This is a genomic window from Rhodopirellula sp. P2 (assembly GCF_028768465.1).
Lineage (GTDB): Bacteria > Planctomycetota > Planctomycetia > Pirellulales > Pirellulaceae > Rhodopirellula.
Window position 1 is genome coordinate 5818175 of the sequence record NZ_CP118225.1, and the last position, 17643, is coordinate 5835817.

Annotated in this window: 15 protein-coding genes; 11 read left to right on the forward strand and 4 right to left on the reverse strand. The window is 56.5% G+C overall.

What is annotated here, in order from left to right; genetic code table 11:
* Positions 1-187: 187 nt before the first annotated feature.
* Positions 188-2056 (reverse strand): sulfatase, encoded by a 1869-nt coding sequence (locus PSR62_RS20430; protein WP_274404843.1) that lies wholly within the window; start codon positions 2054-2056, stop codon positions 188-190.
* Positions 2057-2135: 79 nt separating this feature from the next.
* On the reverse strand, positions 2136-5015 hold the full coding sequence (locus tag PSR62_RS20435; protein ID WP_274404844.1) for a right-handed parallel beta-helix repeat-containing protein: 2880 nt from the start codon (positions 5013-5015) through the stop codon (positions 2136-2138).
* Between the two features lie 541 nt (positions 5016-5556).
* Here PSR62_RS20435 and PSR62_RS20440 point away from each other — a divergent pair.
* From PSR62_RS20440 to PSR62_RS20460, 5 genes are all read left to right on the forward strand, one after another.
* Positions 5557-6120, forward strand: a complete 564-nt coding sequence (locus PSR62_RS20440; RefSeq protein WP_274404845.1) for an RDD family protein — start codon at positions 5557-5559, stop codon at positions 6118-6120.
* A complete protein-coding gene (locus PSR62_RS20445; RefSeq protein ID WP_274404846.1) occupies positions 6117-6614 on the forward strand; it encodes a GNAT family N-acetyltransferase in 498 nt (165 codons plus the stop codon). The genes PSR62_RS20440 and PSR62_RS20445 overlap by 4 nt, the downstream gene beginning before the upstream one ends.
* A 119-nt stretch (positions 6615-6733) precedes the next feature.
* Positions 6734-7969 (forward strand): hypothetical protein, encoded by a 1236-nt coding sequence (locus PSR62_RS20450; protein WP_274404847.1) that lies wholly within the window; start codon positions 6734-6736, stop codon positions 7967-7969.
* A gap of 102 nt (positions 7970-8071) precedes the next feature.
* Positions 8072-8413, forward strand: coding sequence for a hypothetical protein (locus PSR62_RS20455; RefSeq protein WP_274404848.1), 342 nt, complete (start codon positions 8072-8074; stop codon positions 8411-8413).
* Positions 8410-8691 (forward strand): hypothetical protein, encoded by a 282-nt coding sequence (locus PSR62_RS20460; RefSeq protein WP_443217310.1) that lies wholly within the window; start codon positions 8410-8412, stop codon positions 8689-8691. Before PSR62_RS20455 ends, PSR62_RS20460 begins: the two co-directional genes overlap by 4 nt.
* Positions 8692-8858: 167 nt before the next feature.
* Here the strand turns inward: PSR62_RS20460 and PSR62_RS20465 are convergent, their stop codons facing one another.
* Positions 8859-10322 carry a sulfatase family protein gene (locus PSR62_RS20465; protein WP_274404850.1) on the reverse strand — a complete coding sequence of 488 codons (1464 nt, stop codon included), beginning with the start codon at positions 10320-10322 and terminating at the stop codon, positions 8859-8861.
* Positions 10323-10804: 482 nt separating this feature from the next.
* Between PSR62_RS20465 and PSR62_RS20470 the strand changes: the two genes are divergently transcribed.
* Positions 10805-11563: a class II aldolase/adducin family protein gene (locus PSR62_RS20470; RefSeq protein WP_274404851.1), complete on the forward strand. Its 759-nt coding sequence runs from the start codon at positions 10805-10807 to the stop codon at positions 11561-11563.
* A gap of 106 nt (positions 11564-11669) precedes the next feature.
* Here PSR62_RS20470 and PSR62_RS20475 read toward each other — a convergent pair whose 3' ends face one another.
* Positions 11670-12881, reverse strand: coding sequence for an AraC family transcriptional regulator (locus PSR62_RS20475; protein WP_274404852.1), 1212 nt, complete (start codon positions 12879-12881; stop codon positions 11670-11672).
* Between the two features lie 387 nt (positions 12882-13268).
* On the opposite strand from PSR62_RS20475, the gene PSR62_RS20480 reads away from it, so the two are divergent.
* The 5 genes from PSR62_RS20480 to PSR62_RS20500 all read left to right on the forward strand — a co-directional run bounded on the left by PSR62_RS20480 (position 13269) and on the right by PSR62_RS20500 (position 17641).
* The gene (locus tag PSR62_RS20480) at positions 13269-14627 is read left to right on the forward strand and encodes an outer membrane protein assembly factor BamB family protein (protein WP_274404853.1); all 1359 of its coding nucleotides are present in this window, start codon (positions 13269-13271) and stop codon (positions 14625-14627) included.
* A gap of 260 nt (positions 14628-14887) precedes the next feature.
* Positions 14888-15652: a tetratricopeptide repeat protein gene (locus PSR62_RS20485; RefSeq protein ID WP_274404854.1), complete on the forward strand. Its 765-nt coding sequence runs from the start codon at positions 14888-14890 to the stop codon at positions 15650-15652.
* 25 nt (positions 15653-15677) lie between these two features.
* The gene (locus tag PSR62_RS20490) at positions 15678-16433 is read left to right on the forward strand and encodes a tetratricopeptide repeat protein (RefSeq protein WP_274404855.1); all 756 of its coding nucleotides are present in this window, start codon (positions 15678-15680) and stop codon (positions 16431-16433) included.
* A 300-nt stretch (positions 16434-16733) separates the two neighbouring features.
* A complete protein-coding gene (locus PSR62_RS20495; RefSeq protein ID WP_274404856.1) occupies positions 16734-17216 on the forward strand; it encodes a Na+/H+ antiporter subunit E in 483 nt (160 codons plus the stop codon).
* Entirely contained in the window at positions 17216-17641 is a 426-nt protein-coding gene (locus tag PSR62_RS20500; RefSeq protein ID WP_274408267.1) for a monovalent cation/H+ antiporter complex subunit F, read from the forward strand. Before PSR62_RS20495 ends, PSR62_RS20500 begins: the two co-directional genes overlap by 1 nt.
* Positions 17642-17643: the final 2 nt, after the last annotated feature.

Consider the following 17643-nt stretch of genomic DNA (forward strand, 5'->3'; position numbering starts at 1 on the left):
CGCGTTAATGGCCAACGGCCTCGTTCAACATAGCCAGGGGCATCGCCCCTGGAGCAGAAAAACATGCCCCATTTTGGCCAACGGCCAAAGTCAATTCAAAACGTGCGGGTTGATGTTGGCCGTTGGCCAACAAAAACGAATGCAAAAGCGCAACTTCAAAACTCATGCGTCGGGTTGTGAACTCGAACTAGTTCGCAATCGCTCTCTTTGAATACGGCTCCTTCGTATCCTTTCCAAATTTCATGGTCGGGTAACTGACCAGATATTGGTTCTCGTCGATCAGATTGAAAACGTAGTGAGTCGCGTCTTCGGGCAATTCCACCTGCAAACGATCACCAACAATTTTCGCGGGCAGCCGATACCATTCCTCGTATCGTTCCCCGCCGTTGTCCGTGTAGATCAGATTGGCTTTCACGATCTTCGCCCCGTGCGTTTGAAACTTCGCCCACACGATGTTTCCTTCCCGTCCGTGATCCGACACCTCACAGACCTGGTCTTGATGCGGCAAGCGGCGTGAACAAGTCGGGTTCAAAAATGGCGGGCTGGCGGCCGTTTCATCCAAACGCTTTTGCAGCTCCTCGTTCATGGCCGCTGCTTTCTCCGGCATTTTAGCCGCCAGGTTGTTGGCCTCCTCGATGTCCACGCGTTGGTTCCGCTCGTCATAGAGGCGGTACAGCTCCAGCGGGTTGCTTCCGTCTTGCAACACATCGGACCAGTTTCGAATCAGCTTGTAGCCGCCCACGCGAAGGGTGGACTGCATCGACGAGTGCGGGAAATGCCAGAACATTGAATCACGAGGCTTCCCGTCGCGATCAACGATCATGGAAGCGTCTTTCGGATTGGAAGCGAGCAACGATGACAGATCCGCTCCATCGAGATGTTGCTGAGCCGGTTTGGATGTTCCGGTCCAGGACAAAATGGTTGGATAGAAATCCAAGCCGTTGACCATCACATCCGATTCCGTTCCCGGTGCGATCCCTGGGCCGCGAATGATCAATGGGACACGAACACCGCCTTCCTTGGCATTGATCTTGCCTTTGTCGAGCGGATAGTTGTCGGTGATGATCTCGCCCGGATGCTGCTCCATCCCACCATTGTCCGACGTGAAGATCACATACGTGTTTTCGCTCAGTCGGTGGCCCGGCCAGCGTGGGTCTTCCGTTGTCTCGAGGTAACGCAACACCTTGCCAACGTAATGATCCAGCATCTCGACCATCGCTCCGTAGAACGGATTGCGTTGGCCTTCGAGTTCCCATTTGTCTGGATCGTTCGGGAACGGAACGTTCATTTTTTCGCAATACTTCCGCAACAACCTTTCCGAACGCGTGTGAATGGGAGCGTGCACCAAATAGGTCGCATGATACAGAAAGAATGGCTGCGACTTGGATTCGTCCATGAACTCCACCGCATTCGCAACGTTTTGATGAAACGGAAATCCATCTTCATCGAGCTGGTAGGGATCGTCGTCCGCATCGCTTGCGAATCCTGACAAGCGGTCAGGACGCATGCGACGAGTCACACCGCGCTCGGCACGACTGAAATCAAACCCTTGATCTTCGGGTTGCGGAAACGCGAAGTGCTCAATCGCAACGTGCCATTTTCCCGCGTGTCCCGTGCGGTACCCATTTTCGCGAAGCGCCTCGGCGATCGTGACCTCGCTCAACTTCATTCGGCCGCTGTACCAGGGCGATATCAGGGTCGAGTTCTTGGTGTGCGGCGACGGCGGCGCCCCTCCAACCACATGCGTTTTCTGAGTCCGCGCGGGATGTTTGCCTGACAGGATCGCCGCCCTCGATGGTGCGCACGTTGGTGCCGGCGAATACGCCTGCCGGAACAAGACGCCCTGCTGACTCAGCCGATCCAGATTGGGAGTCTCATAGGGACACGGTTCATCGACGTCGTAGCAGCCGACATCTTGCCACCCCAAGTCATCCGCCAACAGCAACACCACGTTCGGCGTCTCCGGACGCTCCTGTGAGAACGCTGAAGCAGCCCAACCCACCGCCAAAAAGAAGGTGCACGTGGCCAATGCCTGAATTGTCAGGAAGCGAGACATGAGGATTCACCGCAGATGGAGGGAGATGGAGGGGATACCTTGTCGGATCTCAACGGGGCAGGCGATGATCGCCCAGAACTCACCGTGTCAGAACCTGCAATTCTTGGAAGGCGGTGTTCTCACCGCGTTGGGTGACGGGTTGGACCTTCCAAACGATCCAACGAAAGTGGCCAAGCGTGTGACCGTCCTTGGATCGCAACCCAACCGAGTTGAACTGGCCGTGTTTCTGGCCCGTCGTGTCGACCGATACGAGTGGCGTGAATCGGGACCGATCCTCAACGTTCCATCCAGGATCCGATGCCGAGTCGCTCGCATACAAAGTTAGTTTCTGTGGCCCCCGAACACCGTTCCAATTCGTGGACCAACTCGCAATCGACACCACACTTTGGACGGTTCCCAGATCCAATCGATACGCACCTGAGTCGACTCCGTTTGCAAACACCGGCCCATAGCCTTCTTCCAATTTGCCATCCGTGAGCGACGGAAGCGGTGCATCACGAACCGAATGATTGGCGTCCACCTTCGCATCCGCGGGCGACTCCTGGCGGAGTTGCTGGATTGCGGCAGGTGACTCGAAGCTTTCAAGAATCACAGCGGGAGCCGAATCGGTCGTCACGTCAATCACTCGCTGTTCGCGGACCACCTTCAGTCGCAACGACGAACCGCTCGCCCCTTGATATCCGGCCAACAAATCCGAGACCCTGCGAACGCGTTTGCCGTTGAGCCCTTGGATCACGTCCCCCTCTTGCAAACCTGCCTTCGCGGCAATGCTTGAGGGAGCAACCGCCGACAACGCAACGCCGCCCTCTTCCTTGGCAACGCCGTACGCCGAGAACTCCTCCCCCTTCAAATCATTTGCCTTGGCCCCCAACCAATAAATTGGCTGTGGGCGCGTCACTGGTCCGCTGTCGGAACGCGGTTTCTGGAGTGAGTTTTTGACATTCAAATCCGGGATCACAGGCGTCTTGGCGATCTTCTTCAGTGAAGGCTTCTTCACCCCGAACTGGTCCATCGGAAAGTTCTTGAATCCGATTTTGAACGCGGGTGAATCGGTCTCGACGCGAAAATCGCCTTTCGCAGGATCGACAAACTTGGGATCCCCAACAACTGAATTCACATCCCAACCAAAGCCCGCGTAACGATCCTTGATCTGTGGAGCTTTGGCATAATACAAATTGCCGTCGACTCGCTTCCCCTTGGCCGTTTTCGTCGGCATCCGAGCACCTTGAGGTGCGGCCATGAAGATGTTGCCGAAGACTTCATCGCCGCTGTCGTTGTACCAAACGTGCGGGTGCAACCCGTTGTTGATCGTGATGTTGTTCCATGCCCGACGTCGAAATCCTTCACGCAACTTCAAGCCACCGGCCAACATCAGGTTGTTGGTGATGTCATAGTTGGACGATCCATCGTCCAGATCGATGTCCCAGCCGTGGTCGCAGCGCCAACGACTGTTTCGAATCACCGTGGTTTTGACAGCGTCCAAGAAGGGAAAGCTGGGCTCAGCGTCGATGATCTTTTGGCTGGCCCCACGATCACTGCTCCAGTAGCGATCGCGACCCCAGGAGTTGAACGATCCATGGTCATGCGTTTCCTGGACCGTGTCAAAGACATCGCAGCCTTCGATCAAGTGACCGCCCCACGCCCCATCACCGATGTTGATACCGGCCCGTGCACAGTCGTAGATCGAGCAATCACGAACGGTGATGTGCTGTGCCATTTCAATTTGCACGCCCGCAGGCTGCCGTTCGACACGTCCAATCCCATGGATCAAGCAATCTTCCACGATGCAGTCCGCCGGGTAGTCATTGGTCTTTGGCCCAGGCGTCCGATCCACCTTCGCCAAATCGTTTTTTTGCCCGTACTGAAACAACGGGTCTCGCACCGCATCAGGATTCCCCACAAAACAAACGCCACTGGCTCCCGCGTCGTGAATGTGGCACCCGACGATCTGAGCCCGGCGGTTGTAATTGTTGACAAAAATCGCGTTGCCACCCATTTGGTCAAACTCGGAATTCGCGATTGTCACGTCCTCCGTTCCGGTCACCACCACCGCGCCACCGCGATAGATTGTCCAGTCCGATCGAAGCATCGGTTCCTTGGTATCCATGAACGTTCGAGCGGAGTGACGAAAGACAAAACCGTTTAACGTGATGTGTCGCACGGGGTGTTGCTCGGTTCCATTGAACTCGATCAAGTGCCGCAACCGAACGACTTCCATCTTGGCCGTTTTTAAATCCACCGCTGGACCAGGGTAAAAAGTCAACGTGTTCGTTTTCGCGTTGTGGTACCACTCGCCCGGTGCATCCAATTCTTCGAAGATGTTCTCGACCATCCGTTGGTCCGCGTGCATCCCGGAGGGGCGATTGTTTTGCCAACCGCCTTCAAAGGTCACGTTGCCTTCCGAATCTTTGCCTGTGATCCGGTAGTGATACCCACCCCAGCGTGCTCGATGCATCGCGTGAATGAAACCACCACTTGGATCACTCCAATTTGCGGCACGCTGTTTGGATAAGGCGTCTGCAGCGTGACCTTGGTACGCCTCAGTCGTCTTGGCTGGATCGTAGTTGGGATAACGTGCCATGCGTTGCATCCTGCCATCGACAAACAATTGATCAATCGACAACCCGGGTGCCGTGTTGGCTTGCACGATGCCATCACGAAACTGCTTCCAGATCACGTCAAGCTGTGAGCCTCCACTCAAAACCGCCTGGCCTTCGTTTTCAGCACGGTAGATCACCGGGTGCTCAGCCGAACCCGAGTCGTCCGGTTCAAACACCAACGTTCGTGGCAAGTGGTGCACACCATCGCTGACCCAAACCGTCACCGGTTCCTTCCCAACGACTGCCTTCACGATTTCGCGAGCACGGTCGATCGAAGCAACGGGCGCCGCCTGGGAACCGTCATGGGCATCATTGCCTCGCACGTTGACGTACACATCCAATGCGATTGCTGACGGCATTCCCAACGCCATCCACATCAGCATCCACAGGGCACGCGACAGACCGCACCAAACACCACGGGCCGGTGCAGCAACACCTCCGTTCCTCAGGCCGCCGGGTCCGCCGCCCGGTGCGTGGCCGGAGGTCTCGCGACCAACCGCTGGGTGGTCAATGTTCGCCGTTGTTTCCGAACGATTCCCAAGAACTGTTCGGGAGGTTTGCGTTCGCGAGAGATGCATTCTGATTTTCAATGAGAGAGAGTTCTGGCACTCGAACACGATGATCCAACCGCTAGAAAACTCGACGGGCCAATGCGGCGTCCTCGAAATGATTTGCGACACTCTAGGGCCGCGAAGCGACCACCAATGCAAACTACCGGACTAGAATCAGGCACCAGCATACCAGCCAAGCGTTTGAGATTCCCCTGTCCACCCCGCCCCCGGAGATGCAATCTGGCCGCCTTCGCCACACCGATGTAATTTCAACGGACGCGTCTCGGTGAACGCTGTTCAGGAGAGTTGCGTCCTCGCCAACGTTCCACCCCAAGCATTTTGAAACCGGATGAAACCCCAGCACGTTGACCATTCGCTCGGCGAAGGCATTTACTTCGCCCACGAATCGTATCCTGGTTTCATCCGTCGCTTGATCGCGATGATGATTGATGGAGCGATTCTGACGTTCGCTGGGATCGCGATTTGGATCCTGTTGGCGTTGCTGTTCTACGTCCTGGAAACCGACCGAAGTCCAGAGACGCTCCACATTGCGATTTGGCTCACCATCATTTGGGTCTACATGACGGTGATCAAACGTTCTTGGCTGCGCACCATCGGTTACCGGCTATCGGGACTGCAAATCGTTGACACGCGTGGATCCCGACCGTCGCTAATGAAGATGACTTTTCGATTGCTGATGTGGATCTTTGGTCCCTTCAATTTCATCCTTGACCTGATGTGGTTGGCAGCCGACTCAGAGCAACAAACGTTGCGAGACTGCTACTGCGGCACCTACGTCGTGCGTGCCACCGCGCAACCGGAAGGCTCCGCTCCGATGCATCTGACTCGATATTTCGCGACCGGACTCGCCCCTTCCTACCCACGCGTCGTGCGTCCTGGGAAGGTTGCATGAACCACCTTCCAATTCGAGAGTTGACGATCGAGGACTCTGCCGCGGCCGTCGAATTGAACGAAACGGTCGTCGCACTCACCAGCCCCATGGATGCTGAACGCTTTGCAGCGCTGCACGCACTCAGCAGTCTGACACTCGCGGCGGAAATCGACGGTCAGCTCGCCGGATTCCTACTCGCGATGCCTGCCGGCGCGGCATACGACAATGGCAACTTCCAATGGTTCTCAGAACGCCACGAACAATTTGTCTACATCGACCGGGTCGTGGTCTCAAAGGAATTCCGAGGCCACGGCGTTGGCCGCTCGCTGTATGCGAAAGCGTTCGACGAGGCGAAACGCCAGGGTGCGTTGCACATCTGTGCGGAAATCGATCTCCAACCAGCCAATCACGCATCCCTCCGATTCCACGAAGTTGCCAAGTTCATTCCCATCGGCACTCGCCTGCTGGACAATGAAAAAACCGTGTCCATGCAAATTCGATCGCTCCCTGACTGACATCACTCTGCCGACCGATCTCGGAACAACACGCCCGCCTTCGCACTTGAGAAACCGACATGCCCGCCCTTCGAATCCTCCTTGCTTTTCTCTTGACTTGCTTGTCGTGGAATCTCCTTGTGAGCGTCGAACCACTTGCGGCACAAGAGACCACATCGATTCCGACTGACGCCTTGAAATCCCAAATGGATCAGGCCTGGGAAGTCACCTGGGGCAGATTCTTCCAAGCGGACGTGCAGACATTTGCTGACTACCTCAGCAGCTATGAACCAGGGCAAGAACTCGCACACCTGCCCACCGCCGAGGAGGTCCAACGTCAGTACCCCAACCCATGTGGCTACAGCACGGGGATGGAAGACGGCATGATTTTGGGGGGTGCCATGCTCAGCATCCTTGCGGACAAGTACGCGGTGACGAACGACGACACCCTGCGAGAAAGAGCGAAGCAAGTGTTCCGCGGCGTGCACCTCTGCGCGACCGTGCACGGAGTCCCCGGGTTCCTGGCCCGAAACGTCTGCGCCGAAGATCGCAAAAGCGTCTACATCAACTCCTCTCGAGACCAATACACCCACGGCGTGCACGGGCTTTGGAAATACTATCGAAGTCCGCTTTCAGACCAAGCGACTCGTTCTGAAATTCGCGAAATCCTGGCGGCGGTCGCAGATCGAATGACCGAGTTTGCCACACCGGAAAACGATTTCGATTTTTGCCGCGCCGATGGACAACGGTGTCCGCTGGGCATCTGCCGCATGTGGAATGTGCAAGCTCACGAGGCCGCCCGCTTGCCCATGATCTACGCCGCCGCCTGGGATGTCACCCGAGACGAAAAGTATCGCCAACAGTGGCGTCATTACGTCGCCGAGGCGGTGAAGCAATCCGCCAATCCCGACAAGAACACACCGGCGTATGCGATCTTGCAAATGCAGTGCTCCTTGGAATTGCTGCATCAGTTGGAACCGGACCCAAAACAAAAATCGCAAATCCAAGACGTGATGCAACACCTGGCAAGCATCGCGGAAGAACGTTCGGCTCGCGTCTCAATCCAACTCACGCACAAGACCGTGGAAGAAATGCAGATGCTGGGACCGGACTGGCGTCACGTCGACCACTGGATCAACCAGAACGAATATGCCAACCCACAGTGGGGAAAATACCGAGAGGTGTGGCACCTCACACGCGAAGCCGGTGAAGCCGCCATGGTGCCACTGATGGTGGACGCCCCGGTTCTGACCTCTGAGCAAAAGAAACGGTTGCGGGACCTGATCCGGAACACCGACTACTCGCACAACTCCAGTTGCGGGATCATTTATCACCAGGGTGCTTACTGGAAATCACGCTTGACCAACAACCTCTGACTGGAGCGAAATGCTCTTTGTCAACACGACTCGAAAGATTCGTAAAACGGCTCAGCGAATCCCCCCGACTCGCCGCGTTATGAAACGAACGGATCATCGAGAGTGAAGCGTTTGCGGCCTTTCGCAGGCTCGAATGGTTCGGGTAAGTCGACGATCAAAAACAATCCTGTTATTCAACCAGAGTGGTTAGAAATGCAGGTCAATCCCGACGAAATTGAACTGGAACTCCGGACTGCAGGATTCATTGATCTCAGTCGCATCGGCATCGAAATATCTCCCCATGAGTTGAACGTTGGATATCACTCATCCAATCACTGGGGAATCCGCGAGTTGGACAGCAAAACAACTTTCAAAATGGGACACCAAACGATCTTTTCCTTCGCACTTCCAATCTCACATCTTGCCACGCGTCATGGATCGCTGGGTATTTTCGCGACCGCTTGATCCTTGAAGGAAAATCACTCGCGACCGAGTCGGTCATGTCCCATCACTCCAAGATTGAGTTGCTTCAACAAACCGAACGAACTGGCTACCGAAATCACCTCTACTTTGTTGCGACATCTGACGAAGAAATCAACTTGGACCGAGTTCGACTTCGGGTTTCACAAGGTGGGCACGACGTGCCGGAACAAAAGACCCGAGAACGCTACCATCGCTCCATCGCACTGCTTGGGAAAGCACTGCACCACCTCTATCGCGTTCTATCGCGGTTACGTTTTTGACAACTCGGGAGCAGAGCCCGAACTGATTGCAGAACGAACCCCACAAGGCACCGTTGAATTGCGATCGCGTACCATTCCACAATGGTTTGCTGATGCGGTTTGGAACCAGTCGACTTCCGACAAAATCTGCTCCGTGAGCATCTCATTCCTGACGGGCGGCCTTCCTATCATTCATCCCTGAGGCTGGAGAAGAACTCGGCACTTGGTGACTCGGGTAGCGAGGCTTTCCAATCTGCCAACTGCTTCGACAGCTTCGAGACAACATCCGCTTGCGAGTCTTTCAAGTCAGTCGACTCGTAGGGGTCAGACACAATGTCATACAACTCCACGTAGCTCGAATCTTCGTTCGCCAACAGTTTCCAGGATTCATGCACCACGCAGAAAGACGCCCAGTGATGTGGACGAGATTTCGTGGCGGGCCAACGCGCCCCGATCTTCCAGAACAAGGGCTTGGAACGACCGGACGTTGCTTCGCCTTGCAAAGTCGCGACCTGACTGACTCCGTCGGCAACATACGTTTCCGGCAGATCGACTCCCCCAACCTCGCAAAACGTGGGCAACAGATCGACCGCGCTGATCAGGGCAGAATCATTCGACTCCCCTGCGGCGACGTGCCCCGGCCAACGAACGATGAACGGCACATTGACACCGCCTTCGAACAGCGACGCCTTGTACCCTTTCCGCCCCGCCGTGATTCCTTTTGCGGCCCCGATTCCAAACCCGGCTCCCGTCGCGGTGTCATAGCTCAGCTCCAATTTGGAATTGGCTGAACCGCGAGCCGGCCCATTGTCAGAACTAAAAATGACCAACGTCTCGTCCGCGAGTTTCAATCGATCCAAGGCGTCCAAGACTTCCCCGATTCGATCGTCCGCATGCGACAACACAGCGGCATAAATTTCGTCCGCTTCGCTCAGTCCAAGATCGCGAAAACGCCAGCGGTACTTTGGAATCACGTGGAAGGGTGTGTGCGGTTCATGAATCCACAGGTTCACAAAGAATGGCTTGCCCTCGGATTGCGCCGCTTCGATGAACCGAATCGTCTCGTTGGCGTCCTCGTGCACCGGCATCTGCTCGCCCGAACAATTGAACGCACCGTAGCGATCGTATCCGTAGGCCGCAGGCGTGGGCGAATCAGGAATCATGTCGTTGGACAGATGCCACTTGCCGAAGTGAGCCGTCTTGTACCCACCCGATTGCAACAACCTTGGCAGCGTGACGGCATTTGGATCCAACCAATCCGGCATGTTACGCTTCGCGTTGCTGGGCACCCAAGCGAAATGGCCATCAATGTTGTGACGAGCCGGAAAGTGTCCCGTCATCACCGCCGTTCGGCTGGGCGAGCAAACTCCACTGGCAACCGTGAAGCGTTGAAAATCCGTGCCCTCGCGTGCCAGACGGTCAATGTTGGGCGTTTGGACATACGGATGGCCATGACAAGACAAATCTCCCCAGCCCCAATCATCCGCGAAGATGAACAAGATGTTTGGCTTGCTCGGTTGCTCAACCGACGAGGAATCTTCTGCGGCGGAAACGATTCGTTGCGTGACTGCAATGCCACCGAAAATCAACGCTCCCACAACAAGACCACGAAGCCACCTCATTCGCCCACCGACTTGGGTTTGATTCAACATTCAATTTTGCCTCAACGACTAAGCGTGTGATTGTTTCAAGCCAGCCAAACGAACTGGCTTCCGCCGTGAAGCCCAGCAACCGGCAATCGTGACACGCTAATCCATCTCGTCGCCCAATGCATCAACCTCGCGAAACGACGCAAGTCGCAAATGGGTTTCGTCGCGACGCAAACCTTGCTCGATCTCCCTCGATACAGCCCCAGAATGCCCCCATTGCAAACCTCGCCGGGACTCCAGATGAGCCGTGCCAAACTCGACAAATCCGCTGAACATGCAAGCAGGGGCGGCATTTTTATCACTGTCACACCCCGCTGGTGCGATGGATCCGAAACCATGAACATGCCACGGCAGCGAATTTTTCGTCGCAGTGCCTGGCATGCCTTTCAAACGGATAACCTCGTGGGTGGCGACTTCCGCGCCTGACCAAACTTCGGACCGCTCCACGGACGTAAGTTTTTTTCTCCCCCACACACGAACATCTCATGGCCACTCCATCCAACCTGGAAACGATGCTGGAACTGTCTCACTTTCTGGGGGACGAACAGCGTCATCTCGCGATCCTGGGAGAGGGCAACACGTCTACAAAAGTCGATGACGAAATCTTCCTCGTCAAAGCCAGTGGCAGTTGCTTGCAAACACTCTTGCCCGAGGACACGGTCGCGTGCCGTTTCGATGCGTTGCTGCCAACGCTGAAGGAACAACGACTCAGCGACGAGGAGATTGAACAGCGGTTGCTGGCGAGCCGCGTCGACCCCACGGCGAAGAAACCCTCCATCGAGACGCTCTTTCACGCGTACCTTTTGTCATTGCCTGAAATTGCGTTCGTCGGTCACACGCACAGCGTTGCGATCAACCAAATCTTGTGTTCACCAATGGCAGAAACCTTTGCCAAACGCCGCTTGTTTCCAGACGAAGTGGTGTGCTGCGGCGCCCGTTCGGTGCTGGTGCCCTACGTCGATCCAGGACTGAGGTTGTCACTGGAAATTCGCGAAAAGACAGAGGCCTTCTTGAAAGAAACAGGCTCGCTGCCACGAATCATCCTGTTGCAGAACCACGGCGTGATCGCGATTGGAAAGACAGCCGGCGCTGTCAAGGCAGCCATGCTGATGGCCCACAAAGCCGCCACCATTTTCGTGGGCGCAGCATCGCTTGGCGGACCAACGTTCATGAGCGAACACGATGTCCTCCGAATCGCCGGACGAACCGATGAACACTACCGACAAAAGGCTCTGCAACTTTGAGCCTTGGACGGACGGCGCAAGCGCGAACCAACCTGAACCAACCTGAACCAACCTGAACCGGCCCAAAAAGGTCGCACGAAAAAGTCCGCTCACCCAAGACACTCAATCACTCGCTGGAATCGAGCTCTTTCCTCGCAGCGTTTCCAATCAACTGCTGTTCGGTGCGATACTCTCCGGGTGATTGCCCGGTCTCACGCTTGAAGACTGCTCCCAAACTTTCCTTGTGACTGTAGCCAGCCAGCGGAGCGATCTGCTCCAGCGTCATTTCGGTTTCAGTCAACAACTGCCTGACCCGTTCCAGCTGCGTCATCGTGATTTGTTTGTGTGGAGTGTGACCGAGCACATCTCGAAAACGTCGCTCGAGTTGCCGACGTGACAGCGTCGTGAACTCGACCACGTCACCCACGTTGATTCCCGTGCATGCATTCAGACGAATGAAACGGCATACTCGCGCCAATTCGGCGTCCTCCACCGCAACCACCTTGGTCGACAATCGTTCGGTGACGGAGATCGGCGTGATCCGCTCCACCTCTTTGTCTGGCACCCATCCCGACATCATCTGCTGCAAGATCTCCGCTGCACGATACCCTGCCAGTTCGGCGTCGGGACGCACGCTCGAAAGCGGCGGGTCACAGATGGAACAAATCGTGTCGTCGTCATCGACTCCGATCACTCCCACATCGTCCGGCACTGCGATGCCCGCCAATCGACACGCGTTGAGAACCTGTTGCCCACGAATGTCGTTGCAAACAAACAATCCAGTGGGACGTTCCAGCGTCGACAACCACTCGACCAACGATTCCTGTTCAACCACGCCGGCACGTTCCAATTCGGTCAGCGTGATTCCAGGGGCACCAGGGGACAGGTACTCGGTGAAGGGACAGCCCGCGTCTTGCACCATCTTTCGAAACGCGATCAAGCGAGCATCGGAATACGTTGCAAATCGAAAACCGCAAAACGCGAATCGCCGAAAGCCACGTTCCCAAAGATGTTCAAAGGCCAGCTCGGCAACTCGTTGATTGTCGGCCTCGACCTGGGGCACACCGGTGAACTTTCGGTTGCAACGCACATCCACAATTGGGACACGCAATTCGCGCAGCGGACCAATCGAATGATGGTCCAAACGCGCGATCACACCATCAACGCGAGTCCCTGAGATCCAGTCCGGGACCCCTGAATCAATCGTCATCTCTTCATGCAACAAAGACCAATTGCCTTTGGTTCGAGCGTACAGAGCCACGCCGCGAAGCAACCCGCGACCGTAGGCCCGAGAAACCTCCACCAACAACGCGATTCGAGGTCGAGTGGTCTGAGCCATTGACGCAATTTCTCCCTGAGCTGACGCCAAGCGGCCAGCCAAGCCGTCAGCGTCGCAAATAATTATCAACGCAGTATACCTGACGTACTCTATAGGCAACAACGATCTAAAACGAACCCAAAAGCCCTGCATTTACGAGATTCAACATTCGACACCTCGGCCACCCCCTCCACGGAATCGCGACGCAATCATCAGGTCCGACGCACCAAGAGCCCATGGCGGAAGCCTGACTTTCCAACGCGTTGACGCCATCCCCGCTGCTTGGCGACAGCGTTCCGGCGTATGCAGGTCAGCCCCAAACGAGAGTCGATCGGGTTGGCAAACGGTCCACTTTTGAGTCAGAGTGAAGTGGCCTCCACCCAATCACCCTCGTCCAGGAATCGTCACGTGCTCCCCATTCGACGCTCGCCCCTTCGCCGTTTTCGCACAGCCGTTCGCTTGCCCTTCGCCAGTCCAATGATGGCAGCGGCCTGTTGGATCATGGCTGGACTGCCGCTTGCCTCTGCCGTCGAAGGCCAATGGCCGAAGTTTCAGAACGGAGGCCTTTCGTCCATCGACACTACGCTGCCGACGGAGTGGTCACCGGATGAAAACATCGCCTGGACGGCGGACATCCTTGGCTACGGTCAGTCGACTCCGATCGTGGCCCACGATCAAATCGTGGTGACCTCCACCAGCGGTGAAAACAAGGACCAGTACCACGTGCAATCGTTCGCGATTGAAACCGGTGAACTGAACTGGCAAGTCGATCTGGCCAATCCCTCGCCGTTTAAAAATTCGCCGATGGTCAGCCGAGCGGCGCCCAGCGCCGTTGCCACCGCAGAAGGCTTCGTTGCCTTTTTCGAAGGCGGTGTGCTGCTGGCGATTTCACCCGAAGGCGAAACCCTATGGAAACGTGACTTGGTCACTGAGTACGGACCGATCGAAGCGCGGCATGGATTGTCAGCTTCTCTCGAAGCCGATTCACAACACGTTTTCGTTTGGGTCGAACGTGGCGAAGATCCCTACGTTTTGGCGGTCAATCCAACAACCGGCGAAACGATCTGGAAAGCAGAAGGCCTGGGCGCGACCTCATGGGGATCGCCGCGATTGGTTCCCGTCGCAGGTGGTGAGCACTTGGTTTGCAGCGCCAGCGGCAAACTCGTGGGACTGAATCCATCCACCGGCGAGCGTCACTGGGAGTTCACCGGACTGTCCAACAACAAATCCTGCACACCCACCATCGTCGGCGAAGGGCGCTTCCTGGTGGGAGCCTCCGATGGCCGGGGTGAAACCAATGCCGGCGCCGCAGCGGCCAGCAACGGATTGATCGAAATCACCCGCGGCGAAGACGACCAATTCCAAGCCGCCTTTGTCTGGCAAGCGGAAAAGGCAACCTGCACGTTCGGCAGCCCCATCGTCGCTGGAGACACCGCCGCGATCGTCAACCGAGCCGGTGTGCTGTACCGCCTGGACCTCGAAACGGGCGAACAAGTCTCGGCGAAACGAACCGATGCGGGCGGCATCTGGGCGACGCCGTTGGTCGCGGGAGGCAACCTGTATCTGTTCGGTTACAAAGGCACGACCAGCGTGTTCTCACTGGCCGACGGCAAACCGATCGCTGAAAACCGCTGCTGGCCCGAGGGCGGCGACGACGAGAAAACGCCCGGTTTTGGCGGCGGAAACGTGCTCTACGCGGCCGCTCCCGCAGGAAACCGTCTGCTGCTTCGACGCGGCGACAAACTGTTCGCCATCGGTGCGAAGTAAGCACGGGACGATGCAATGCCTCTTCCGCTGGCGACCGTCTTTTTTCGCAAGCGATGTTGACGCAAATCACCAAATCGCTACCATCCTGAGAACCAGTCGCAATAAGCGATTGGTTTCAGTAGCCAGCAAGCGATGCTCAGCGGCCGAAGTCCGCGTCGAATGATCGACGCCCACTTCATGCCGCGGTGATGCCAGCCAGCCATGACCCGATTGCCTCAAGACTTTCTTGAGGCACCGCATTCGTCATCCAGGTTGGCCCTATGAACAAGATCTCGGAAGAAACTCTGCAACGCGCCTGGCTCGCTCATCTCAGCGGCGAACCCGATCAAGTCATTCAGCTGCTCGCGTCAGACAATGTCCTGACGCAAACGCATGATGACATCGAGCCCGCCGTTCTGCTCGGACTGGCGCTGCATGAATGCGGGCGCACGCTGGAAGCGGCTGACGCGATTGAAAAAGCCAGCTTGCTTGGGCCGATCCCCGATGATGCACGGATCGCGTTGGCATCGTGTTATGCCCAACTTCGCCGCATCGACTTGGCTCGGGAGTTGTACCTGGAACTCGCACTCAGCCGACGATTGGACGCCGACCTGATGCTGAAGGTTGCCGCTGGCCTGTCAGCAATCGATTCGCCTCAACTGGCCATGAAAGTCTGCGAGTGGATCACCGAGAAAGACGACTCGGTCGGGCAAGCCTACTACGACATGGGCGTGTACTCGGCTCGGTGTGGCAACGCGTTGTACATCAGCGAAGCGTTGACACGCCGTGCCCTGCAACTCGACGCAGGCAACTTCCACTACCGAGTCGGGCTGGCGTCGCTGCTGATTCAACTGCAGCGTGACGGGGAGGCACTTGAGCTCGCGCTCACTTTCACCCTGGATCAACTCCAACACGCAACATGCTTCAGTTGTCTGCAACGAATTGCAGACCTGTTGAACCGTCATCAACACACTGATTTGGCAGTCGCTTGCCAGGAACGGTCCGATGTCCTGCGAGCCGCACGCGCCACCAACCCGATTCACTGAACCACGCCAACACTCAGCCTTCACCATGAACGATTCACTTTCCTTCGCTCAGCTCGAATTCGAAGCGGGCCGCTTCAGGCTTGCCATTCAGTTCGCTCAATACGCTGTGGCCCAATCCCCGGACGACACGGACGCTCTGACACTACTGGGGATGGCCAGCCTTTGTGCTTGCGAAGTGAATGAGGGCATCGATGCCCTCGAACGTGCCGCGCTGCTGAGACCACTGCCCCGCGCTGTTCAGATTGAACTGGCGATCGCATACGGGTCGGCGGGAAGTCGCACACTCTCGAAAGATTTGCTGATGTCCATTGCGACCTCGGGCAAGGTCAGCAGTTCCGAACTCCTTCGAATCGCGGCGGGCCTGGAGGCGATCGACCAACCGCGATTGGCCATGGAAGCCTGTCGCCAAGCTGGCATTTTGAACCCTGAACGGCCCGAAGTTCATTTCCAAATGGGTTACTACGCCGAACAATGCGGGCATCCGGCGGAGATCTGTGAATCACTGATCCGACACGCCATCGGACTGGATCCACGCAACGTTCACTTTCGAATCGGCCTGGCGTCACTCTTGATCCGACTGTCCCGCCAAGACGACGCCATCACGGTTCTTGCGTCCGTGATCCCTGATCGCCTGGACGACGTCCACTGCCAGTGCTGCCTCAAGCGCATCGCGAACCTGTTCTTCGACGCCGACGATGTCCCACGAGCACGCTTGTGCGCGTCGCGACTAAAAAAACTGTCGCGGCGAGACTCGGTGCCTCAACAAAATCACAGCGTGTGAATCCCTGACCGTCCACGAGCACACGACGCGAAGACACGCGGCAATCTCAACGCAGAACGACGAGACCGGGGGCAAAACAACACACTGAGCAAGCCTGATAAGCCAGGCACCCAACGCGCAAAGATCGCAGTGGATGCGTGCTCAAGAATTCTGACAGGAGTTGTGGTACTGACACCCCTCCGCACGCGAGCAAATCGTTCTTGTGGCGCATTTATTCGTGTGAGTCCCACTTGTTGCGGAACCAACTTTGTGGATAACAGGTCTACGTTTTGCACATCTCCCCACGGATTGGATCCTCCCGTGAGATACGCGTTTTGGCTCACCTTCGCATTGATTGCGACCTGGCTGCTCTGGTCAGGACACTTTGACAACCCGTTCTTGCTTGGACTCGGGGCGTTGTCGGTGCTGGTCAGTCTCACCATCTCGTTGCGGATGAAGATCGTCGACGAAGAAGGGGCTCCCGCTCAGTTGGGCATCCGGCCATTTGTGTCCTATGCACCTTGGTTGGCCAAGGAAATTGTCCAGAGCAACTTGGCCGTCGCAAAGATCATCTTGTCTCGCAAGATGAAGCTCAAACGCAATCTGCTCACGATCACATCGCATCAAAAGTGCGAACTCGGCCGCGTCATTCTGGCGAACTCCATCACGCTGACCCCCGGTACCGTTTCGGTGCAAATGGAAGGCGACAAGATCTTGATCCACGGTTTGAATCTCGAAGAGACCGAGGAAGACATGTCCGGTGAAATGGACGAACGCATCTGCCGTTTGGAGAAATCCAAGTGATGCTTCCCAACGGCGTGTTGTCAATGATGTTGGCCGCCAGCGAAGCCGCGACCCACGCGGCTCATTCCACTTCAGGACGTGGCCACGCCAGTTCCTCGGATCTGCATGAGATGCTGAATTATTCGTCGCATGCGTTCCATCTGAGTCCGACGCACCACGTGATGATGGCCACCTCGGCGGCCGTGTTGATCACGATGACGCTGGCACTGATTCGCGCGATGGCCGGGCCAACGGTGTTCGACCGAGTGCTGGCACTGAACATGTTCGGAACCAAAACGGTGTTGTTCATTTGCGTGGTCAGCTTCGTGACCGCACGCACGGATTTCCTCGATCTCGCACTGCTTTACAGCCTGATGAATTTCATCGGCATGGTCGCTTTGCTGCGTTTCACTCAGTATCGCAGCTTCGGTGAGGAACCCGCCTGATG